A 19,780-nucleotide genomic window follows, 5' to 3' on the forward strand; every position below is an offset into this window, starting at 1 on the left:
CCCCCATGGCTCGGGAACCCGCACCAATGCTTCAACGTGACAAATCGATGACAAATTGAGCAGGAAAAAGTTTAATGAATTCAATGGGTTGCTCGACAAAATGGGCTTTCTCCCGGCAAACCCCCGGCAAAGCCGCACCGGCGCGGCTTCTGTGGACTAAATTGCCCGTCGAGCGCGGGTGGGCCTGATGCCGGCCGTGCCACCGGTCGGCGCGGCGCCACGAATCTGGCAGGTCGGCGCGCTCTGCCGCGCCATCGCTGATGCGCTCGATGCGCGCTTCAATCCGGTGGCGGTCCGGGGCGAGCTTTCGGGCTTTTCGCGCGCAGCCAGCGGTCATTGCTACTTCTCGCTGAAGGACGGCGACGGCCAGATCCGCTGCGCCATGTTCCGCCGCGCCGCCGGCCTGCTCGACTTCAATCCCCGCGATGGCGACAGCGTGGAGGTGACCGGCCGACTCGACGTCTACGGGCCGCGCGGCGACCTGCAGCTGATCGTCGAAAGCCTGACGCGGGCCGGGCAGGGCGCGCTGTTCGAACAGTTCCTGCGGCTCAAGGCCAGGCTGGAGGCGGAAGGGCTGTTCGACGCAGCGCGCAAGCGTGCGCCGCCGGCGCTGCCGCGCGGCATCGGCCTGGTGACGTCGCTGGGGGCGGCCGCGCTGCATGACGTGGTGACCTGCCTGTCGCGCCGGGTGCCGCACATCCCGGTGGTGCTGGCACCCGCGGCGGTGCAGGGTACCCAGGCCCCGGCCGACCTGGTCAGGGCGCTGGACGGCCTCTACCGGCTGGCCGCAACAGGCACCATCGACGTCATCCTGCTGGTGCGCGGCGGCGGCTCGATCGAGGACCTGTGGGCCTTCAACGACGAGCAACTGGCACGCACCATCGCGCGCAGCCCGGTGCCCCTGGTCAGCGGCGTCGGCCACGAAACCGACTTCACGATCGCCGATTTCGTCGCCGACCTGCGCGCGCCGACGCCGACCGCTGCCGCCGAACTGGCCGCCACCGCGCGCTCGGAATGGCTGGCACAACTGGACCAGGCCCAGGCGCAGCTGCGCACGGCGGCCGCGCGCCGGCTCGACCTGGGCAACCAGCGCATCGACGTCGCCGCCGCCAGGCTGGGAAGGCCATCGGCGCGCCTCGGCGGGCAGCGGCTGCGCCTGGCCGCGCAGGCCCATCGGTTGCGCTATGCGGTCGCCGGCCGGCTGCTGGCAGCCCAGGGGGCGTTGCCTGCGGTGGCGGGCGCGCTGTCCGCCGCCGTCGCGGCGCGCCTGCGCAGCGCCCACGAACGGCTCGATCGGCAGCAACTGCAACTCGAGATGCTGGACCCCCGGCTGGTGCTGCAACGCGGCTATGCGCTGCTGACGGATCTCGACGGCACGGCCATCACCAGTGCCGGCCAGACCCGCATCGGGCAGGCGCTGCGCGCGAGCCTGGCCGATGGCGAGGTAGATCTCACTGTCGCGCCTCGGCGGCTGATTTAGTCCCTAGAATCAGTCCCCTGCCTGCCAACTCCCGAGGAAAGAGACCATGGAACACACCCTGCCCCCGCTGCCGTACCCCTACGACTCGCTGGCCCCGCACTACTCGAAGGAAACCCTCGAGTACCACCACGACAAGCACCACAACGCGTATGTGGTGAACCTCAACAACCTGCAGAAGGGCACCGAGTTCGAGAACATGACCCTGGAGGAGATCATCAAGAAATCCTCCGGCGGCATCTACAACAACTCGGCCCAGGTCTGGAACCACACCTTCTTCTGGAACTGCATGAAGCCGGCCGGCGGCGGCGAGCCCAAGGGCGCGCTGGCCGAAGCGATCAACAAGAAGTGGGGCAGCTACGCCGCCTTCCGGGAAGCCTTCGTCAAGTCCGCCGTCGGCAACTTCGGTTCCGGCTGGACCTGGCTGGTGAAGAAACCGGACGGCAGCGTCGACATCGTGAACACGGGCGCCGCCGGCACGCCGCTGACCACCGCCGACAAGGCGCTGTTCACGGTCGACGTGTGGGAACACGCGTACTACATCGACTACCGCAACCTGCGCCCGAAGTTCGTCGAGACCTACCTGGACAAGCTGGCCAACTGGGATTTCGCGCAGAAGAATTTCGGCTGACCCGGGCAACTGTCGCCATTGAAAAAGCCGGCCTCAGCCGGCTTTTTTCATCGGTGCGCGCAATGCCCTAGCGGGCGGCTTCGAAGGGCTGGCCGGCCAGCTTGGTGCCGGCCTTGATGCCCTTCTTGGCGAACCAGCCCTGGTTCATCTCCAGCACGTAGCGCACGGGCTTGAGCGAGCAGTGCGAGTCGGTGGTCTGCGGCTTCATGTCCACGAGATTGACGATGGTGCCATCGTCGGCGACGAAGGCGGCAGACAGCGGCAGCAGCGTGTTCTTCATCCAGAAGCACTGCATCGACGGCTGCTCGAACACGAACAGCATGCCCTCGTGCTGGGGCATCTGCCTGCGGAACATCAGGCCGACCATCCGCTCGTCGTTGTTCTGCGCCACCTGGGCGTCGATCTGGTGGAGACCGACCGACAACCGGACCCGCGGCAGGTTCATCTGCGGTTCGTCGGCGGCGTGCGCCGCGTGCAGGGCCACCGCGGTGGCCAGGGCGGCAAGGATGCGCAAAGGGAGTTTCATCGTTGGCATTGTGACCCCTCCCCAGGAAAAATGCCCGCGGCGGGCGGGCATTGCTGGGAGGGCCGAGTCGGGAATTACGACTTCGTTTCCTCGGCCTTGACCTTCTTGGCCTTCTTGGCTTTCTTGGCCTTCTTCACGGTCTTCTTGGTGGCCTGGGCTTCGGCCTTCGGGGCGGAGGCGCCAGCCATCGGCGCACCGGTGTGCGACGCGGCAAAGGCGGTCGACACGGCAAACAGGGACGCAATCAGGGTGGCGAGGAGTTTGTTCATTAGTCCGGATCCTTGAGCTTGATGATTTTTCGAACGCTCCTTCCGCGATCGGAAGGCTCATCCGTAACGGCGCTGCCGCGAGCCCGGTTGACCGCCCCGGGCGCGGGCGCAAAAAAACCCGCCGCAGCGGGTTTGCCGGGAGCGCCGAAGAATTACTTCTTGGCTTCTTCCTTCTTGGCGTCGGCCTTGGCTTCGGCCTTGGCTTCCTTGGCGCTGGCGCCGGCCACAGCCTTGTCCTTCTTGGCTTCGGCAGCTGCAATCTTCTTGTCGGCCTTGGCTTCGGCGGCGGCCTTGCCCGCCTTCTTGTCGGCCTTGGCTTGCATCTTCTCGGCCTTGGCGTCCGCCTTGGCATCCTTCTTCTCGGCCTTCGCTTCGGCCTTCACTTCCTTCTTGTCGGCCTTGGCTTCGGCCTTGACGGCGGCGGAGGCGCCGGCCATCGGCGCGCCGACGTGGGAAGCGGCAAAGGAGGCGGTGGCGAAGAAGGCGGCCAGCAGGGTGGCGAGCAATTTGTTCATGGAAATCTCTCTTGGATGGTTGATGTCGAAATGCGCTTCCTGGCTTTCGCAGGAAACCTCACCGCCAACGCGGCAGAGCTGGCCGCGGTTGACAGGGGTCGTCCCGGCCCCCGGTCCGGCACCCCCGCAGGCATGGGAACGGCTAAGGGTTTCGCCTAGAATCCAGAAGCTCCGCCGCGCGACCCGCGCCCGCGGCTGCCCATCCCTTCATCCCGGAGACGACCCCCCCATGTACCAGCACATCAAGGTGCCCGCCCAAGGCCAGAAGATCACCGTCAACGCCGACATGTCCCTGAACGTGCCGGACCAGCCGATCATTCCGTTCATCGAGGGCGACGGCACCGGCCTGGACATCACGCCGGTGATGATCAAGGTGGTCGACGCCGCCGTCGCCAAGGCCTATGGCGGCAAGAAGAAGATCCAGTGGATGGAGGTCTTCGCCGGCGAGAAGTCGACCAAGGTCTACGGCCCGGACGTCTGGCTGCCGGAAGAGACGCTGGCCGCCGTGCGCGAGTACGTGGTGTCGATCAAGGGTCCGTTGACGACACCGGTCGGCGGCGGCATCCGCTCGCTGAACGTGGCGCTGCGCCAGGAGCTGGACCTGTACGTCTGTCTGCGCCCGATCCAGTATTTCGAGGGCGTGCCCAGCCCGGTCAAGGAGCCGCACAAGACCAACATGGTGATCTTCCGCGAGAACTCGGAAGACATCTACGCCGGCATCGAGTTCGAGGCCGAGTCGGACAAGGCCAAAAAGCTGATCAAGTTCCTGCAGGACGAGATGGGCGTCAAGAAGATCCGCTTCCCGAACACCTCGGGCATCGGCATCAAGCCGGTCTCGCGCGAGGGCACCGAGCGCCTGGTGCGCAAGGCGATCCAGTACGCGATCGACAACGACAAGTCCAGCGTGACCCTGGTCCACAAGGGCAACATCATGAAGTTCACCGAGGGTGGCTTCCGGGACTGGGGCTATGGCCTGGCCAAGAAGGAATTCGGCGCGGCGGAGATCGACGGCGGACCGTGGATGAAGTTCAAGAACCCCAAGACAGGCAAGGACATCGTCGTCAAGGACGTGATCGCCGACGCCTTCCTCCAGCAGATCCTGCTGCGGCCGGCCGAGTACAGCGTGGTGGCCACGCTGAACCTCAACGGCGACTACATCTCCGACGCGCTGGCCGCCCAGGTCGGCGGCATCGGCATCGCCCCGGGCGCCAACATGAGCGACTCGGTCGCCATGTTCGAAGCCACCCACGGCACCGCGCCGAAGTACGCCGGCAAGGACTACGTGAACCCAGGCTCCGAGATCCTGTCGGCCGAGATGATGCTGCGCCACATGGGCTGGACCGAGGCCGCGGACCTGATCATCAGCTCGCTGGAGAAGTCCATCCTGTCCAAGAAAGTCACCTACGACTTCGCCCGCCTGATGGATGGCGCCACGCAGGTCTCCTGCTCCGGTTTCGGCCAGGTGATGATCGAGAACATGTAAGCCCACTGCGGGACCACCGCATGCCAAGCCCCGGGGTCGACAGGCCCCGGGGCTTTTTGCTTTGGGCGTCGCTTCACGTCATGGCACGCGGTTCCATCTCGTAAAATGGCGCTGCGTTGTCCGATCACCCTCCCGACCCAACATCCAGAGAGAAAACCCTGTGGCTGCAGACCGTTCAAAGATCATCTACACACTGACGGACGAAGCTCCGTACCTGGCGACCCACGCCTTCCTGCCGATCGTGCGCACCTTCGCCGCTGCGGCGGGCATCGACGTCGTGGAGAGCGACATCTCCGTGGCCAACCGGATCCTCGGCGAGTTTCCCGATTTCCTGGGCGAGCAGCAGAAGACGCACAACACGCTGACGGAGCTGGCAGGCAAGACGCTGCAGCCCGATGCCAACATCATCAAGCTGCCGAACATCAGCGCCTCGCAGAACCAGCTGGTGGCGGCGATCCGCGAACTGCGCGGCCAGGGCTACATGGTTCCCGAGTACCCGGAGAACCCGAAGAACGACGACGACAAGGCGATCCGCCAGCGCTACGCCAGGGTGCTCGGCTCGGCCGTGAACCCGGTCTTGCGCGAGGGCAACTCCGACCGCCGCGCCCCGAAAGCGGTCAAGGAGTTCGCCCGCAAGCACCCGCACAGCATGGGCGAATGGAGCCCCGCGTCGCGCACCCACGTCTCGCACATGACCCACGGCGACTTCTACGCCGGCGAGAAGTCGATGACCCTGGACAAGGCACGCGACGTCCGCATGGAACTGGTCACGAAGTCGGGCAAGACCATCGTCCTCAAGCCCAAGGTCTCGCTGCTGGCCGGCGAGATCATCGACTCGATGTTCATGAGCAAGAAGGCGCTGCTGGCTTTCTACGAGCAGCAGATCGAGGACGCCAAGAACACCGGCGTGATGTTCTCGCTGCACGTGAAGGCGACCATGATGAAGGTCTCCCACCCGATCGTGTTCGGCCATTGCGTGCGCATGTTCTACAAGGAGGCGTTCGACAAGCACGGCAAGCTGTTCGACGAGCTCGGCGTGAACGTCAACAACGGCATGGCCAACCTGTACGAGAAGATCGCCACGCTGCCGCAATCCCAGCAGGACGAGATCAAGCGCGACCTGCACGCCTGCCTGGAGAACCGGCCGGCGCTGGCGATGGTCGATTCGGCCAAGGGCATCACCAATTTCCACTCGCCCAACGACATCATCGTGGACGCGTCGATGCCGGCGATGATCCGCCAGGGCGGCAAGATGTACGGCGCCGACGGCCGGCTCAAGGAAGTGAAGGCAGTCATCCCCGAGTCGACCTTCGCCCGCATCTACCAGGAGATCATCAACTTCTGCAAGTGGCACGGCAACTTCGACCCGAAGACCATGGGCACCGTCCCCAACGTCGGGCTGATGGCGCAGCAGGCCGAGGAATACGGCTCGCACGACAAGACCTTCGAGATCCCGGAAGACGGCGTGGCCAACATCACCGATCTGGCCACCGGCGAAGTGCTGCTCAGCCAGAAGGTGGAGCAGGGGGACCTCTGGCGCATGTGCCAGGTCAAGGACGCCGCCATCCGCGACTGGGTCAAGCTCGCCGTCACCCGGGCCCGCAACTCCGGCATGACCGCGGTGTTCTGGCTGGACGCGTTCCGCCCGCACGAAGCGGAACTGCGCAAGAAGGTCGATGCCTACCTGAAGGAACACGACACGACCGGGCTGGACATCCAGGTGATGAGCCAGGTCCACGCGATGCGCTTCACGCTCGAGCGCGTGATCCGCGGCCGCGACACCATCAGCGTCACCGGCAACATCCTGCGCGACTACCTGACCGACCTGTTCCCGATCATGGAGCTGGGCACCAGCGCCAAGATGCTGTCGATCGTGCCTCTGATGGCCGGCGGTGGCATGTACGAGACCGGCGCGGGCGGCTCGGCCCCCAAGCACGTGCAGCAGCTGGTCGAGGAAAACCACCTGCGCTGGGACTCCCTGGGGGAGTTCCTGGCGCTGGCGGTGAGCCTGGAGGACGAAGGCATCAAGACCGGCAACACCCGGGCCAAGGTCCTGGCCGCTGCGCTGGACGCCGCCACCGGCAAGCTGCTGGAGAACAACAAGAGCCCGTCGCCCAGGACCGGCCAGTTGGACAACCGCGGCAGCCAGTTCTACCTGACGATGTACTGGGCCCAGGCCCTGGCGGCCCAGACGCAGGACGCCGGACTGGCGCAGCGCTTCGCGCCACTGGCCCAGGCGCTGACGGCCAACGAGCAGAAGATCGTGGAGGAGCTCAATGCCGTGCAGGGCCGGCCGGCCGACATCGGCGGCTACTATTTCCCGGACCGCAAGAAGGTCAGCGCCGTGATGCGCCCGAGCGCGACCTTCAACGGCGCCCTGGCTGCGCTGCAATCCTGACGCCTGGGCGGCCACGGCCGCCCGGAATGGAAAAAGCCGCCCGAGGGCGGCTTTTTTTCCGGCCGGTCGCCCTTACTTGCTCAGCATGTCGCCGCCATGGCTGGAGGCGGCGTGGAATTGGGGGGCGCGGACCTTGGAATGGCGCTGGTGCCTTTCCTGCGGGGCGCCGGCCGGCAGGGTCTGGATCGGCGAAACGGTCGCCGGGGCGGCCTCGGCCTGGATGTTCTGCGCCAACTGGCCCTTGGGGCCCTCGGTGATCTCGAAATTGACGCGCGAACCCTGCTTGAGGGTCTTGAACCCGTCCATGGCGATGGCAGAGAAATGCGCGAAGACGTCGGAGCCGCCGCCGTCGGGTTCGATGAACCCGAAGCCCTTGGCATCATTGAACCACTTGACTGTACCCGTTGCCATAGCGTCGGCTCCTGCTCGTTTCCCTCGGCTTGCCAGTGTCCCGATTCAGCGCAGTTGTGTCAATATTTTCACTTAACTAAAGTTTCGGCAGCGCCGCCCGCGGCAGACACATTCGGGACACATTCGCCCCTGGGCGGAACCGGTTTTTGCCGGCTCCGCCGCCTGTCGCTTGAAAGTGACGGATCCGCCACCAATTCACCTTCAGGCCGCACTGCGAAAGCACGCTCGATAGAATGATTTTCATGGCAAGCAAAACACCCACCCCGGCTCCGGTCGCGCCCAGAACGCGCCCGAAGGAAGCCGACGACGGCGGGGACGTGGTGCTGGAGCGGCGCACCCAGAAAACCAAGCCTCCCCAGATGTACCAGGTCGTCATGCTCAACGACGACTACACGCCGATGGAATTCGTCGTGGTGGTGATCCAGGAGTTCTTCAACAAGGACCGCGAGACGGCCACCCAGATCATGCTGAAGATCCACCTGGACGGAAAGGCGATCTGCGGGGTCTATTCGCGGGACGTGGCGGCCACCAAGGTGGACCAGGTGCAGGAAGCGGCGCGGCAAGCGGGCCATCCGCTGCAATGTGTCAGTGAACCGGTTGAGTAAACCCGGATCAGACTAGTATTCGTTAGCAAGCAAGGCAAAAAGGAAATCACATGATTGCCCAGGAATTGGAAGTCAGCCTCCACATGGCATTTGTGGAAGCGAGGCAGCAGCGCCACGAGTTCATCACCGTGGAGCACCTGCTGCTTGCCCTGCTGGACAATCCCAGCGCGGCGGAAGTGCTGCGCGCATGCTCGGCGAACATCGACGACCTGCGCAAGTCGCTGTCGAACTTCATCAAGGACAACACCCCCCAGGTCGCGGGCACCGACGACGTGGACACCCAGCCCACGCTCGGGTTCCAGCGCGTCATCCAGCGCGCGATCATGCACGTGCAGTCCACCGGCAACGGCAAGAAGGAAGTGACCGGCGCCAACGTGCTGGTGGCGATCTTCGGCGAGAAGGACTCGCACGCCGTCTATTACCTGCACCAGCAGGGCGTTACCCGGCTGGACGTGGTCAATTTCATCGCCCACGGCATCAAGAAGAGCGACCCGCCGGAACCGGCCAAGGGCAGCGAGGCGTCCTCCAGCGAGAGCGAGGAGGGCGGCGAGAAGAACGAGAAGGCGTCCCCGCTGGAGCAGTTCACCCAGAACCTGAACCAGGCGGCCAAGGACGGCAAGATCGACCCGCTGATCGGCCGCGAGTACGAGGTGGAGCGCGTGATCCAGATCCTGTGCCGGCGCAGGAAAAACAACCCGCTGCTGGTGGGCGAGGCCGGCGTGGGCAAGACCGCGATCGCCGAGGGCCTGGCCTGGCGCATCGTGCAGAAGGAAGTGCCGGAGATCCTGGCCGATTCCAGCGTCTATTCGCTGGACATGGGCGCGCTGCTGGCCGGCACCAAGTACCGCGGCGATTTCGAGCAGCGCCTCAAGGGCGTGCTCAAGTCGCTCAAGGACAAGCCCAACGCCATCCTGTTCATCGACGAGATCCACACCCTGATCGGCGCCGGCGCGGCGTCGGGCGGCACCCTGGACGCGTCCAACCTGCTCAAGCCGGCGCTGTCCAGCGGCCAGCTCAAGTGCATCGGCGCGACCACATTCACCGAGTACCGCGGCATCTTCGAGAAGGACGCGGCCCTGTCGCGGCGCTTCCAGAAGGTCGACGTGGTCGAGCCCAGCGTGGCCGAGACGATCGAGATCCTCAAGGGCCTGAAGTCGCGCTTCGAGGAGCACCACAGCGTCAAGTACGCCGCCGGCGCCCTGCAGGCGGCGGCCGAACTGAGCGCCAAGTACATCAACGACCGGCACCTGCCGGACAAGGCGATCGACGTGATCGACGAGGCCGGCGCGGCCCAGCGCATCCTGCCGGTGGGCAAGCGCAAGAAGACGATCTCCAAGACCGAAGTGGAAGAGATCGTGGCCAAGATCGCCCGCATTCCGCCCGCCTCGGTGTCCAACGACGACCGCGACAAGCTCAAGAACATCGAGCGCGACTTGAAGAGCGTGGTGTTCGGCCAGGACAAGGCGCTGGAAGTTCTGGCGGGTGCCGTGAAGATGGCGCGTTCGGGCCTGGGCCGCGGCGACAAGCCGATCGGTTCCTTCCTGTTCAGCGGCCCGACCGGCGTCGGCAAGACCGAGGCGGCCAAGCAGCTGGCCTACATCATGGGCATCGAGCTGATCCGCTTCGACATGTCCGAGTACATGGAGCGCCATGCGGTCTCCCGCTTAATCGGGGCGCCGCCGGGCTACGTCGGCTTCGACCAGGGCGGCCTGCTGACCGAGGCGGTGACGAAGAAGCCGCACGCGGTGCTGCTGCTCGACGAGATCGAGAAGGCGCACCCGGACATCTTCAACGTGCTGCTGCAGGTGATGGACCACGGCACGCTGACGGACAACAACGGCCGCAAGGCGGACTTCCGCAACGTCATCATCATCATGACGACCAACGCGGGCGCCGAGACGATGAACAAGTCGGTGATCGGCTTCACCAACACCCGCGACGCGGGCGACGAGATGGCCGACATCAAGCGCCTGTTCACGCCGGAGTTCCGCAACCGCCTGGACGCGATGGTGAGCTTCAAGGCGCTGGACGAGCAGGTCATCCTGCGGGTGGTCGACAAGTTCCTGCTGGTGCTGGAGCAGCAGCTGGCCGAGAAGAAGGTCGAGGTGACCTTCACCGACGCCCTGCGCAAGCACCTGGCCAAGAAGGGCTTCGATCCGTTGATGGGCGCCCGGCCGATGCAGCGCCTGATCCAGGACACGATCCGCCGCGCGCTGGCCGACGAACTGCTGTTCGGGCGCCTGACCGAAGGCGGCCGCCTCACGGTGGACATCGAGCTGAAGACCGACGACAAGGGCGTGGAGACCTCCGAGGTGCTGCTGGACATCCAGCCGCTGCCCAAGAAGGAGGGCAAGGCCAAGCCGGAGCCGGAAGAAGTCTCCAGCGAGTAAGCCTCGCTGCCCAACAAGAAAGCCGCCCTCGGGCGGCTTTCTTTTTTGCTGTCGGGCCGGTCTCGAGGGCCCTGCCGGACTTGACCCGGGATGACGGTCAATGGGTCAGGCCTTGTCCGCCAGCTTCAGGATCGCCTTCCAGTGCTTGGGTTCCACCGGCGTGATCGACAGCCGGTTGCCTTTCTTGAGCACCAGCAGTTCCTCCAGCTGTGGCGTCGCGCGCAGCTCGGGCAACGTGATGTTGCGGATCTTGCGCAGCACCTGCACGTCCACCAGCTGCCAGCGCGGTTCCTCGGGCTTGGACGCGGCGTCGAAGTAGTGGGACTTCTGGTCGAACTGCGTGGGGTCGGGATAGGGCGTGCTGGCCACCCGCGCGATGCCGACGATGCCCGGCTCGGCGCAGCTGGAGTGATAGAACAGCACGCCGTCGTCCACCCGCATGGTGTCGCGCATGTAGTTGCGCGCCTGGTAGTTGCGCACGCCGACCCAGGGCACGGTGGCATTCGGCGCCGCCAGTGCGTCGTCCACCGAGCATTCGGCGGGTTCCGATTTCATCAGCCAGTAGTTCATGGCCGCATTCTGGATGCAGACGCCCGTTCCAGGAAGCCAGGCCGCGGCCCGCGGCCGGCTAGCCGAACGGGAATTCCAGCGCCTGGCCGTCGTGCCGGAACATGACCAGCGCGCGTGTGGTCTTGCACACCCAGGTCTGCTGCGGGTGCATGGCCGGCAGGCTGAGCGCGCGCGGCACCAGCACCGCCTGGCACATGCCGCCGGCGCGGCGCGCCGACTCGTAATGCAGCGCGTCGATGGCCGGCGCGCTGCGCGCCCGCACCTCGCGCGCCAGCCGGTGGCAGGCCGAATAGTCGTTGCCGTCGCGCAGCAGCTCGCGCAGCGTGGCCCAGGGCGGGGCCGTGAGATCCAGCTCCACTCCCCTGAACTGGGCCTGGAAGAAGGTGTGCTCCGTCACCAGCTGGGCGTCGCGCAGCCCGTCGGATTCGATCAGGAATTTCCAGCGCCAGTACGCCAGCTCCGCCGCCACCGTCTCGGGCTGCTCGGCGCCGTACCAGACGCCGGGCTCGTTGGCCGGCCGGTAGCGCGACGGGTAGGGCGAGCTGTAGCGAAACGGCGTGGAGATCAGGTAATGCAGCCCTTGCGAGTCGGGGGGCAGCGGCGGCTTGCTGGCTTCCAGCAGCTGTTCCAGCAGTTCCTGCTCGGCGCTGCTGTCCACCAGCCGCATGGTGGCGACCCGGTGCTGCGCTTCCACGCCGCGCCAGAGCTTGCGGCGGGCCGGCCTGGCGTGCGCGAACCAGTCGTCCTTCCAGGGGCCGGCGCTCATGCAGGCGCGCGGGCGGCATCCAGGTAGGTCACCACCCGCACCAGGCCTTCGGCGGTCTGGATCGCGTCGCGGGGGGTGGCATTGAACGCCCGGTTGAACGACGTCATCCAGAGCCGCCGGTGTTCCTCGTTGTTGCCCACCAGCGCGTCGAGCGAACGATAGACCCGCACCACCAGGGCGGCCAGCTCCGCCGGCTTGGAGCCCACCTCGAAGGCCTTGGCGCCGCTGGACATGCGCGAGATGCTGGCCTCGCTCAGGCCCACCGCCCTGGCCAGCACCGAGTTGCTCAGGCCCAGCAGGCCGGCCGAACGCAGCGTGGCCTTGGTCAGCACCGCGCTGGCGGCGGCTGCCGTCTCAGCTGCCGGTGCGGCGGCGGGAAGGGCGGTTCTCATGGCGGAGGTGATCTTGCTGGTGAAATATTAGCACCAATCCCTTTCTTGCGCAAGACGCGGCCGGGCGCCGGACTGGCTTAGCCCGCCAGCCCCACATAGACGTTCTGCACGTCGTCGTTGGCGTCGATCGCAGCCAGGAAGGCTTCCACTTCCTCCAGTTCGGCCGCGCCCAGGCTGGCCGGGTCGATCGGGTTCTTCGGCCGGTAGCCCAGCTTGGCCGACAGCACGTTGAAGCCGTGCGCCGGCAGCGCGCGGCTGACGATGTCCAGGTCGGTCGGGTCGGTGAGGAACAGCGTGACGCCCTCGTCCTCGGCCGGCTCGAAGTCCTGCGCGCCCGCCTCGATCGCTGCCAGTTCCGGATCCGCGCCCTTGGCCGCCGGCTCTGCCTCGATCAGCCCCACGTGGTCGAAGTCCCAGGCCACCGAGCCCGAGGTGCCCAGCTGCCCCTTGCGGAACAGGACACGCATCTCCGGCGCTGTGCGGTTCACGTTGTCGGTCAGGCACTCCACCATCACCGGCACGCGGTGCGGCGCGAAGCCTTCGTACATCACGTGCTCGAAGTGCACCGCCTCGCCGGTCAGGCCGGCCCCCTTCTTGATGGCGCGGTCCAGCGTCTCCTTGGGCATCGAGACCTTGCGGGCCTGCTCCACCACCAGCCGCAGCCGCGAATTGCTGGCCGGATCGGCGCCGTTGCGCGCCGCCACCATGATGTCCTTGGCCAGCCGGCCGAACAGCTTGCCCCGGGCATCCGCTGCCTGGGCCTTGCCCTTTGCTTTCCACTGTGCGCCCATGGCGGTCTTCCTTGTGTCTGTCAGGTCAGGAGGAGAACCATGCCGGGATCTCCCGGTGCACGGCCCTCTGGTAGGCCTCGCGCGCGCCGATGCGCTGCAGCCAGGCCAGGATGCGAGGATAAGGCCCCGGGTCCACCCGGCATGAAGTCGCGCACGCCGGTCAGCGAAAAAACCGCCATGCCGCCGCCCGCCGCGAGCTCGTCGCCGGCCAGGAAGGCGCGCCCGCCCGGGCGCTGGGTTGCGCATGTTGGCGACGCGGTGGCCGGGTGGCTCAGATCCGGCGCGCGGACAAGGACCTTGCCAGGGCGATCAGGCTCAGGCCGCAGCGGATCACCCCATACACGAACAGCGGTACGCCGACGACGTAGCCGACCTCGGTGGACACCAGCTCGGTGGCACGGAACCAGATGCCGGCCGACAGGCAGACGACGCCGGCGAACAGGCCGGGCAGGGGTGAGGCGGCGGGCGTTTCCACTTCGACCGGGATGGGCGGGGCAGCGACAGGCGGCTGCGCGGCACCGGGCGCACCGGGCGGCTTGAGCAGCGCGGCCAGCACGGCTGGGGGCGGCTCCACCTTGGGCAGCGGTTTGCGCCCGACATATCGCAGGTAGTCCGCCAGGGCAATCCCGGCTGCCACGCAACCGAACATGACCAGGAACAATGCCGGGATGCCGAAAAACACCCGCCCGTAGGCGCCTCCACCCTGGGAATAGAGGGCGATCGCCCCGCCAAAGCAGGCCAGCGCCAGCGCAAGATCGATCCAGGCCCTGATCAGGAACACGCGCGCGCGCGGGTTGGCGGCGCTCATGCCGGGAAGAAGTTGCCTGAATCCGATCGTGTACAGGAGTGCGCCGATTGCCATCAACGTGCCGCCCCAGTCAACGCCCATCAGCGACAGGACCAGCAAGCCGATGCCAAGCAGTCCCACCACCAAAGCGACGAGCTGGTCGCCCCGACCACCCGACTTGTCCGCGAAGCGCGAAAACTTGCCGGTCTTGCTCTTGCCGAAGAACAGGATGGCCAGCACCGCGACGCCAACCGTGAAGATCGCCAGAATCACGAGCACGCCCGTTGCGGTGTTCATGCCATCGAATGTGCCAGAGCAGCCGCGCGGCGACAATCGACGGATGAACGAGATCGAAGACAGCAACGAAAAGGTCCAGCAACCGCGTCTTTGGCGCGACAACGGCTGGACCGCGAAGGTGATCAAGAACGAGGACGACGACGGCTGGGCGGTGGCGATGACGCCGGACGGCCGGTCGGAGCCCGCGCTGGTCGGCCCCTGGACCATGGGACGCGACAAGAAGAACCCCAAGCCGCTGGACACGTCGGCCTTCAACACCCTGGTGAAGACCGCGTCCGAATTCGTGCGCCGGCACGAGCAGCAGCTGCAGGCCACGCTGCACCGGCAGATCGAGATCGCGCACGGCAACGGCCGCGTCACCGTGTCACTGGACATCGAACCGGACGACGAGAATCCGTCGGCCACCTTGCGCGCCACCGATGCGTCCGGGCAGCTGCTGGCGCAGGCCCGCGTCGCGCCTTCGTTCCAGCTCACCCGCGCGAGCGCCGGCGCCTGGGCCGCCGCCGGCTTCAGGCTCTAGCGCCGCGGGCGGGCTAGCGCAGCTTGCCGGTGTCGATCCGGAAGATGAACGGAAAGCGGGTGTCCCACGCACTGTACTTGCGCGTTCCCGATTCCGACAGTCCCCACAGGTGGCCGGCCGCATCGACGGTCAGGTCTTCCAGGCCCGCGACCATCTCGTACTGCGCCAGCACCTGGCCCCGGCGGTCCAGCCGGTAGAGCCGGCCCCACCTGCTGTTGCTCGCGGACACCCACAGGCTGCCGGCCCGGTCGAAGGCCGCGCCCTGGGCTTCCAGCGGCACCGGGATCGATTCGACGGCGCGATCTTCCTTCACGCTCTGGCCGTCGAAGTCGTCGAACAGCCGCGCGTCCAGCCGGAACATGCGCGCCTTCGGCTGCTCCTTGGTCCAGGTGCCGATCCACGCATCCTTGCCGTCGAAGGTGGCGTAGGAACCGCGCAGTTCGCCGCTGACCTTGACGGATTTCGAGGCACCGGCGGCGCTGCCCGATGCCAATGCCTGGTCGACGTCGATCAGGAAGACCTGCCGCGTGTCGGCCAGCAGCAGCTTGCCGCCGCCGACGTGCGCGAGGCCGCCCGAATGGGTGCATGTGCCGGGCTGGAGATCGAAGTGGCCGGCCGCCTTGCCGGTGGCCATCTCGATGCGGAACACCCGGCAGGGACCGGTGTTGGACTTGAGGTCCGGCGTCGGCTTGTAGCTGCTGACGAACAGGTAGCCGGCGGCGCTGGTCAGTCCCTGCGGCACGTAGCCCTCGTCCAGGCCGGGTGTGTAGATGCGGTGGGAGAGCGCGGCGCCGTTCGGGACAGCGTCGCTCAAGGCCGGCAGGTAGCCCGGCGCAGTGCCCAGCGCGGCTGTGCCTCCATCGGAGGCACAGCCCGCCAGCGCGGCCACGGCCGCCATTACCGCCATTACCCACGCCTTGTTCATTTGCGGCTCCGGATTGTTGCAGCCGCATGCCGCCGGTCATCGCGCGATTCGCGCACCACGGGCGGCTGACGGGCTACTGGTTGGGGGCGGGGGCGGGCGTGGCCAGCGGCTGGCCCTTCTCCACCACGTAGACACCGACCAGCTTCACCGGGGCCGCGCCCTCGTTCCTGGCGTTGTGCACCACGCCGGCCGGAATGACGAACCCGCCGCCGGCAGCGACCTTGCGGTCCGGCTGGCCGGCGACCATCAGTGTCGCCTCGCCTTCCATCACGTAGCTGATCTCGTCGCCCGGGTGCGTGTGCCAGCCGGCGACGCCGCCGGCCGCCACCTCCACCCGCGCCACCACTGCCTCGCGGCCCGGCACCGAGACGTCGGCCTTGGTGACCATCGTGCGCGTGAGCGCCGAGGGCTGGGCCACGGCGACCGCCGCGATCGCAGCAAACAGTCCGCCGGCAGCAAGAGTCTTGAAACGAAGTCCCATGGCGCGCTCCTTGTGGTTGGGACTGCATTCTGCTACGGCGCGGGGCGGCTATTTCTTGCCGATCTCGCGCCAGCTGGACTCGGTCAGGTCCACGTTGTACTTCTTGGCGGCGCCCTGGATCCGCTTCCACGCGGCGTCGCGCTCGGCGTCGGTGACGCCTTCCACCTGGTTGAAACGCGCGACGGCGTTGCGCACGTGGCTGGCGTTTTCGATCGGTTCCTTGCGCTGCTTCTCGAACGCGAATTGCGTGGCGCCGAGATCGTCGCGTGCGTGCTCGTTGAGCTTGCTCATGGGGTTGCTCCTTTCACAAAACTGGTGCGCACAGTGTCCCAGAGCCGGCGGCGGCGTTTGTAGCAGGCGGCTCGTTGCGCAACTGTTTGTACAGGGCCGCCGTCACGCTACAGCGGCAGCACGCCCGATTCCTTCCAGCGCGCGATGCGCGTCATGTGGTACTGCAGGTAGAACACGCCCAGGAAGAAGGTCAGCACGCCCGACAGCCGCAGGCCGATCGGCTCGACGCCGTTGTAGTAGTTCAGCATCGAACGGCGCATCGAGAAGATGGCGACGATGGAGACGACGGAGCCGGCCAGCACCAGCAGGCTGGCCACGGCCGCTTCGCTGGAATCCTTCTGGCTGGCGGCGGCGATCACCTGGCCCAGCAGCACGAGCACCAGGTAGACCACCAGCAGCGTCATGGCCTTGGACTTGGGATGGATCTTCTTGATCCATGCCGCCTGCACGAAGATCCAGGCGACGAAGAAGATGCCGAAGGTGACGAGCGTGAGCAGCAGCACCAGCGCCCAGTGCAGCCTGGGCGGCGGCGGCACGGCCGGCGCGCTGCCGGGCGCTGCGCCGGCGGCCGGTGGGGCCACCGCGGTCGGCACCGGCACCGGCGACGGCCACGGCGCGGCGTCCAGCGGCGAGGGCCCGAACACCTGGCCGGCGGCCACCCAGGCCGGCATGCCCTCGTGCCACACCAGGTCGTCGGGGGAGATCCGGCCCTGGGCGTAATAGTGCCTGGCGTCCGCTTCCGGATAGACGCCCAGCGTCTTGCCGTTGCGGCTCACGTGATAGTCGATCATCCGAGACTCCTTCGCGCCGAGCATAACGAAGGGCGCAGTCCGCGGCAGGGGCCGGTGCGATCCCGCGCTGCTGAGCACCACCGCCAGGCCGGTTGGCCTTATTCTCGCGTCCATGGCAAACATCCTCGACGGACTGCTGTTCGCCGGTCCCGCGCTGGCCCTGGTGCTCGGCTTCCTGTTCGCGTTCTCGTCGTCGAGCCGCCTGCTGGCGCGGCGCCCGCGCCAGATCGCGCTCGGGGTGCTGCTGCCGATGCTGGTCTCGGTCGCCGGCGCTGTGCGGGTGGGCGCAACGGACGGCGACACCGCCGTGCTGCTGGCCGTGATCGGCATGGCGCTGCTGGCGTGCGCTGTCGGCTTTGCCGGCGCATTCGGCTTCGGCCTGCTGCTGCGCGCGTCCTCGCAGTGGATGGCGGGGCCGGGCTCGCGCCACCAGTTCGGGGACACCGGCGTGTCCACGCTGATCGCCAGGCGGTCGCGCAGCAAGGGCCTGCCGCCCGGGCCGCGCATCAAGCAGGGCAAGTGAGCGCGCCGGCCGCTACGCCGGCAGGCTGAAGCGCGACGTGCCGGGACGGCCCGGCAGCTGCAGCTGCGCCACCACCGGCGCCGTCTGCGCCAGCAGCCTGCCCTTCTTCCAAACCTGCAGCCGGTTGGCCCGCAGGCGGATCGCATCCATCGGGCTGGCCGCCTGCAGCAGCACGAAGCTGGCGTCGCAACCGGCCGCGATGCCATAGCCGTCCAGGTGCATGACCTTCGCGGCGTTGACCGTGACGGCGTCGAAGCATTGCCCGATTCCGCGCTGGCTGGTCATCTGCGCCACGTGCAGGCCCATGTGCGCCACCTCCAGCATGTCGGCGCTGCCCATGCCGTACCAGGGGTCCATCACGCAGTCGCCGCCCATGGCGACGGTCACGCCGGCGGCCATCAGCTCGGGCACGCGGGTCATGCCGCGCCGCTTGGGGTAGCTGTCGTGCCGCCCTTGCAGCGTGATGTTGATCAGCGGATTGGCGACCACGCTGACGCCGCTCTCGGCGATCAGCGGAATCAGCTTGCTCACGTAGTAGTTGTCCATGCTGTGCATCGAAGTGCAGTGGCTGCCGTTGACGCGGCCCTGCAGGCCCAGCCGCTGTGCTTCGAAGGCCAGCGTCTCGATGTGGCGCGACAGCGGATCGTCGGTCTCGTCGCAGTGCATGTCGACCAGCTTGCCGCGTTCCGCCGCGATCTCGCACAGCAGCTTCACGCTGGCCGCGCCCTCGCTCATGGTGCGCTCGAAGTGCGGGATGCCGCCGACCACGTCGACGCCCAGGTCCAGCGCCCGCTGGATGTTCTCCAGGCCGCCCTTGCTGCGCAGCACGCCGTCCTGCGGGAAGGCCACCAGCTGCAGGTCGATGTAGGGCGCCACCCGCTTCTTCACTTCCAGCAGCGACTCCACCGGCAGCATGCTGGCGTCGCTGGTGTCCACGTGGCTGCGGATCGCCAGCAGGCCGCGGGCGACCGCCCAGTCGCAGTAGGCCAATGCCCGCCCGATGATCGCCTCCGCCTTCAGCGTGGGCTTGAGTTCGCCCCACAGCGCGATGCCTTCCAGCAGCGTCCCGCTGTCGTTCACGCGCGGCAGCCCGTAGCTGAGCGTGGCGTCCATGTGGAAGTGCGGATCGCAAAAGGGCGGGCTGAGCAGCTGGCCGCCGGCGTCGACGGTCTGGGCGGCCGGCGCCTGCAGGCCGGGCGTCACCTCGGCGATCCTTCCGCCCTGCACGGCGACGGACATGCCGCTGCGGCCGTCGGGCAGCACTGCGTTGGTGATGAGGAGGTCGAGCATGGCGGGCCGATCGTGTTTCGGCTATTGTGGCGCCGCGCTCCAGCGCGCGCGCGGCAGCCGGTACAGGCAGTGCGGCCGCTGCGGGTTGCCGGCCGGCAGCGAAGGATGGTCGAAGCGCTCGGCCGGGCTTTCCTGCATGCCCAGGCGCTCCATCACGGCGCGCGAGCGAGTGTTTCTCAGCGTGGTGAAGGAGACGATGTCATCCAGCGCCAGCGCCTCGAAGCCCACCCGCAGCGCCAGCCGCGCGCCCTCGGTGGCCAGGCCCTGGCCCCAGAACGGGCGGGCCAGCCGCCAGCCGATTTCCACGCAGGGCTGGAAGGGCAGGTCGGCCGCCGGAATGCCCAGGCCGATGAAGCCCATGAACAGCGCCGGGCGGCCGTCCGCCGGCAGGCGCTCCGCCGCCCACAGGCCCCAGCCGCGCTGGGTGATGGCCTTGTTGATGCGCACGGTCAGCGCGTCGCTTTGCGCACGCGTGAGCGGCGCCGGAAAGAACTCCATCGCCACCGGATCGGCGTTCAGGGCAGCGAAGGGAGCGTGGTCCGCCTCGGTCCAGGGATGCAGGCGCACCCGCCGTCCGGTCAGCAGGCCGGGAGCGATGGCGGTGAAGCCTTGCGGAATCGTGGCCATCGCTCCCCCTTGCGTTTGCAGTGC

At 67.2% G+C, this 19,780-nt stretch carries 22 protein-coding genes and 1 pseudogene; 8 read left to right on the top strand and 15 right to left on the bottom strand.

Going from position 1 to position 19,780, the window contains the following annotated elements:
- Positions 1-187: 187 nt before the first annotated feature.
- Together xseA and ACFPOE_RS19675 are read left to right on the top strand one after the other, a co-directional pair.
- The gene (gene xseA / locus ACFPOE_RS19670; protein WP_376852021.1) at positions 188-1,480 is read left to right on the top strand and encodes an exodeoxyribonuclease VII large subunit; all 1,293 of its coding nucleotides are present in this window, start codon (positions 188-190) and stop codon (positions 1,478-1,480) included.
- A 46-nt stretch (positions 1,481-1,526) separates the two neighbouring features.
- Entirely contained in the window at positions 1,527-2,108 is a 582-nt protein-coding gene (locus tag ACFPOE_RS19675; RefSeq protein ID WP_376852022.1) for a superoxide dismutase, read from the top strand.
- A 67-nt stretch (positions 2,109-2,175) separates the two neighbouring features.
- Here ACFPOE_RS19675 and ACFPOE_RS19680 read toward each other — a convergent pair whose 3' ends face one another.
- The 3 genes from ACFPOE_RS19680 to ACFPOE_RS19690 form a co-directional block, all read right to left on the bottom strand.
- On the bottom strand, positions 2,176-2,634 hold the full coding sequence (locus tag ACFPOE_RS19680; RefSeq protein ID WP_376852023.1) for a DUF192 domain-containing protein: 459 nt from the start codon (positions 2,632-2,634) through the stop codon (positions 2,176-2,178).
- A gap of 74 nt (positions 2,635-2,708) precedes the next feature.
- Entirely contained in the window at positions 2,709-2,903 is a 195-nt protein-coding gene (locus ACFPOE_RS19685) for a hypothetical protein (protein ID WP_376852024.1), read from the bottom strand.
- 152 nt (positions 2,904-3,055) lie between these two features.
- Positions 3,056-3,418 (bottom strand): cell envelope biogenesis protein TolA, encoded by a 363-nt coding sequence (locus tag ACFPOE_RS19690; protein WP_376852025.1) that lies wholly within the window; start codon positions 3,416-3,418, stop codon positions 3,056-3,058.
- Between the two features lie 229 nt (positions 3,419-3,647).
- On the opposite strand from ACFPOE_RS19690, the gene icd reads away from it, so the two are divergent.
- Positions 3,648-4,901 carry an NADP-dependent isocitrate dehydrogenase gene (gene icd, locus ACFPOE_RS19695; RefSeq protein WP_376852026.1) on the top strand — a complete coding sequence of 418 codons (1,254 nt, stop codon included), beginning with the start codon at positions 3,648-3,650 and terminating at the stop codon, positions 4,899-4,901.
- 160 nt (positions 4,902-5,061) lie between these two features.
- On the top strand, positions 5,062-7,299 hold the full coding sequence (locus tag ACFPOE_RS19700; protein WP_376852027.1) for an NADP-dependent isocitrate dehydrogenase: 2,238 nt from the start codon (positions 5,062-5,064) through the stop codon (positions 7,297-7,299).
- A gap of 213 nt (positions 7,300-7,512) precedes the next feature.
- On the opposite strand, the pseudogene ACFPOE_RS19705 reads toward ACFPOE_RS19700, so the two are convergent.
- Positions 7,513-7,710 (bottom strand): annotated as a pseudogene (locus ACFPOE_RS19705) (cold-shock protein); the annotation flags it as partial.
- 233 nt (positions 7,711-7,943) lie between these two features.
- Here ACFPOE_RS19705 and clpS point away from each other — a divergent pair.
- Both clpS and clpA read left to right on the top strand, forming a co-directional pair.
- The gene (clpS, locus tag ACFPOE_RS19710) at positions 7,944-8,315 is read left to right on the top strand and encodes an ATP-dependent Clp protease adapter ClpS (RefSeq protein WP_376852028.1); all 372 of its coding nucleotides are present in this window, start codon (positions 7,944-7,946) and stop codon (positions 8,313-8,315) included.
- 50 nt (positions 8,316-8,365) lie between these two features.
- Entirely contained in the window at positions 8,366-10,705 is a 2,340-nt protein-coding gene (clpA, locus tag ACFPOE_RS19715) for an ATP-dependent Clp protease ATP-binding subunit ClpA (RefSeq protein ID WP_376852029.1), read from the top strand.
- Positions 10,706-10,810: 105 nt separating this feature from the next.
- Here clpA and ACFPOE_RS19720 read toward each other — a convergent pair whose 3' ends face one another.
- From ACFPOE_RS19720 to ACFPOE_RS19740, 5 genes are all read right to left on the bottom strand, one after another.
- Positions 10,811-11,275, bottom strand: coding sequence for an EVE domain-containing protein (locus ACFPOE_RS19720; protein ID WP_376852030.1), 465 nt, complete (start codon positions 11,273-11,275; stop codon positions 10,811-10,813).
- A 58-nt stretch (positions 11,276-11,333) separates the two neighbouring features.
- Entirely contained in the window at positions 11,334-12,041 is a 708-nt protein-coding gene (locus ACFPOE_RS19725; protein ID WP_376852031.1) for an RES family NAD+ phosphorylase, read from the bottom strand.
- On the bottom strand, positions 12,038-12,433 hold the full coding sequence (locus ACFPOE_RS19730; protein WP_376852032.1) for an MbcA/ParS/Xre antitoxin family protein: 396 nt from the start codon (positions 12,431-12,433) through the stop codon (positions 12,038-12,040). Before ACFPOE_RS19730 ends, ACFPOE_RS19725 begins: the two co-directional genes overlap by 4 nt.
- 77 nt (positions 12,434-12,510) lie before the next feature.
- Positions 12,511-13,224, bottom strand: a complete 714-nt coding sequence (locus tag ACFPOE_RS19735) for a YebC/PmpR family DNA-binding transcriptional regulator (RefSeq protein WP_376852033.1) — start codon at positions 13,222-13,224, stop codon at positions 12,511-12,513.
- Between the two features lie 271 nt (positions 13,225-13,495).
- Positions 13,496-14,308: a hypothetical protein gene (locus tag ACFPOE_RS19740; protein ID WP_376852034.1), complete on the bottom strand. Its 813-nt coding sequence runs from the start codon at positions 14,306-14,308 to the stop codon at positions 13,496-13,498.
- 43 nt (positions 14,309-14,351) lie between these two features.
- On the opposite strand from ACFPOE_RS19740, the gene ACFPOE_RS19745 reads away from it, so the two are divergent.
- Positions 14,352-14,828, top strand: coding sequence for a hypothetical protein (locus ACFPOE_RS19745; RefSeq protein ID WP_376852035.1), 477 nt, complete (start codon positions 14,352-14,354; stop codon positions 14,826-14,828).
- A gap of 13 nt (positions 14,829-14,841) precedes the next feature.
- Here ACFPOE_RS19745 and ACFPOE_RS19750 read toward each other — a convergent pair whose 3' ends face one another.
- From ACFPOE_RS19750 to ACFPOE_RS19765, 4 genes are all read right to left on the bottom strand, one after another.
- Positions 14,842-15,753, bottom strand: a complete 912-nt coding sequence (locus tag ACFPOE_RS19750) for an SMP-30/gluconolactonase/LRE family protein (RefSeq protein ID WP_376852036.1) — start codon at positions 15,751-15,753, stop codon at positions 14,842-14,844.
- A 73-nt stretch (positions 15,754-15,826) separates the two neighbouring features.
- Positions 15,827-16,234, bottom strand: a complete 408-nt coding sequence (locus tag ACFPOE_RS19755) for a cupin domain-containing protein (protein WP_376852037.1) — start codon at positions 16,232-16,234, stop codon at positions 15,827-15,829.
- A 48-nt stretch (positions 16,235-16,282) separates the two neighbouring features.
- Positions 16,283-16,525 (bottom strand): DUF6582 domain-containing protein, encoded by a 243-nt coding sequence (locus ACFPOE_RS19760; RefSeq protein ID WP_376852038.1) that lies wholly within the window; start codon positions 16,523-16,525, stop codon positions 16,283-16,285.
- 107 nt (positions 16,526-16,632) lie between these two features.
- Entirely contained in the window at positions 16,633-17,316 is a 684-nt protein-coding gene (locus tag ACFPOE_RS19765) for a DUF4339 domain-containing protein (RefSeq protein WP_376852039.1), read from the bottom strand.
- A gap of 112 nt (positions 17,317-17,428) precedes the next feature.
- Between ACFPOE_RS19765 and ACFPOE_RS19770 the strand changes: the two genes are divergently transcribed.
- Complete coding sequence (locus ACFPOE_RS19770; RefSeq protein WP_376852040.1) at positions 17,429-17,839, top strand: hypothetical protein; 411 nt, start codon at positions 17,429-17,431, stop codon at positions 17,837-17,839.
- Positions 17,840-17,851: 12 nt separating this feature from the next.
- On the opposite strand, the gene ACFPOE_RS19775 is transcribed toward ACFPOE_RS19770, so the two are convergent.
- Complete coding sequence (locus ACFPOE_RS19775) at positions 17,852-19,129, bottom strand: amidohydrolase family protein (protein ID WP_376852041.1); 1,278 nt, start codon at positions 19,127-19,129, stop codon at positions 17,852-17,854.
- Positions 19,130-19,150: 21 nt separating this feature from the next.
- Positions 19,151-19,756, bottom strand: a complete 606-nt coding sequence (locus tag ACFPOE_RS19780; protein ID WP_376852042.1) for a GNAT family N-acetyltransferase — start codon at positions 19,754-19,756, stop codon at positions 19,151-19,153.
- Positions 19,757-19,780: the final 24 nt, after the last annotated feature.

This window comes from Caenimonas terrae (assembly GCF_042655405.1).
Taxonomy (GTDB): domain Bacteria; phylum Pseudomonadota; class Gammaproteobacteria; order Burkholderiales; family Burkholderiaceae_C; genus Ramlibacter; species Ramlibacter terrae_A.

Excerpts from the sequence above, each read along its gene's own strand:
- ACFPOE_RS19740 (WP_376852034.1), bottom strand. The coding sequence starts at position 14,308 with ATGAACACCGCAACGGGCGTGCTCGTGATTCTGGCGATCTTCACGGTT.
- ACFPOE_RS19750 (WP_376852036.1), bottom strand. The coding sequence starts at position 15,753 with ATGAACAAGGCGTGGGTAATGGCGGTAATGGCGGCCGTGGCCGCGCTG.
- ACFPOE_RS19760 (WP_376852038.1), bottom strand. The coding sequence starts at position 16,525 with ATGAGCAAGCTCAACGAGCACGCACGCGACGATCTCGGCGCCACGCAA.
- ACFPOE_RS19780 (WP_376852042.1), bottom strand. The coding sequence starts at position 19,756 with ATGGCCACGATTCCGCAAGGCTTCACCGCCATCGCTCCCGGCCTGCTG.
- ACFPOE_RS19675 (WP_376852022.1), top strand. The coding sequence starts at position 1,527 with ATGGAACACACCCTGCCCCCGCTGCCGTACCCCTACGACTCGCTGGCC.
- ACFPOE_RS19690 (WP_376852025.1), bottom strand. The coding sequence starts at position 3,418 with ATGAACAAATTGCTCGCCACCCTGCTGGCCGCCTTCTTCGCCACCGCC.
- ACFPOE_RS19685 (WP_376852024.1), bottom strand. The coding sequence starts at position 2,903 with ATGAACAAACTCCTCGCCACCCTGATTGCGTCCCTGTTTGCCGTGTCG.
- ACFPOE_RS19765 (WP_376852039.1), bottom strand. The coding sequence starts at position 17,316 with ATGATCGACTATCACGTGAGCCGCAACGGCAAGACGCTGGGCGTCTAT.
- ACFPOE_RS19680 (WP_376852023.1), bottom strand. The coding sequence starts at position 2,634 with ATGAAACTCCCTTTGCGCATCCTTGCCGCCCTGGCCACCGCGGTGGCC.
- ACFPOE_RS19775 (WP_376852041.1), bottom strand. The coding sequence starts at position 19,129 with ATGCTCGACCTCCTCATCACCAACGCAGTGCTGCCCGACGGCCGCAGC.
- icd (WP_376852026.1), top strand. The coding sequence starts at position 3,648 with ATGTACCAGCACATCAAGGTGCCCGCCCAAGGCCAGAAGATCACCGTC.
- xseA (WP_376852021.1), top strand. The coding sequence starts at position 188 with ATGCCGGCCGTGCCACCGGTCGGCGCGGCGCCACGAATCTGGCAGGTC.
- ACFPOE_RS19770 (WP_376852040.1), top strand. The coding sequence starts at position 17,429 with ATGGCAAACATCCTCGACGGACTGCTGTTCGCCGGTCCCGCGCTGGCC.
- clpA (WP_376852029.1), top strand. The coding sequence starts at position 8,366 with ATGATTGCCCAGGAATTGGAAGTCAGCCTCCACATGGCATTTGTGGAA.
- ACFPOE_RS19730 (WP_376852032.1), bottom strand. The coding sequence starts at position 12,433 with ATGAGAACCGCCCTTCCCGCCGCCGCACCGGCAGCTGAGACGGCAGCC.
- ACFPOE_RS19720 (WP_376852030.1), bottom strand. The coding sequence starts at position 11,275 with ATGAACTACTGGCTGATGAAATCGGAACCCGCCGAATGCTCGGTGGAC.
- ACFPOE_RS19745 (WP_376852035.1), top strand. The coding sequence starts at position 14,352 with ATGAACGAGATCGAAGACAGCAACGAAAAGGTCCAGCAACCGCGTCTT.
- clpS (WP_376852028.1), top strand. The coding sequence starts at position 7,944 with ATGATTTTCATGGCAAGCAAAACACCCACCCCGGCTCCGGTCGCGCCC.
- ACFPOE_RS19735 (WP_376852033.1), bottom strand. The coding sequence starts at position 13,224 with ATGGGCGCACAGTGGAAAGCAAAGGGCAAGGCCCAGGCAGCGGATGCC.
- ACFPOE_RS19725 (WP_376852031.1), bottom strand. The coding sequence starts at position 12,041 with ATGAGCGCCGGCCCCTGGAAGGACGACTGGTTCGCGCACGCCAGGCCG.
- ACFPOE_RS19755 (WP_376852037.1), bottom strand. The coding sequence starts at position 16,234 with ATGGGACTTCGTTTCAAGACTCTTGCTGCCGGCGGACTGTTTGCTGCG.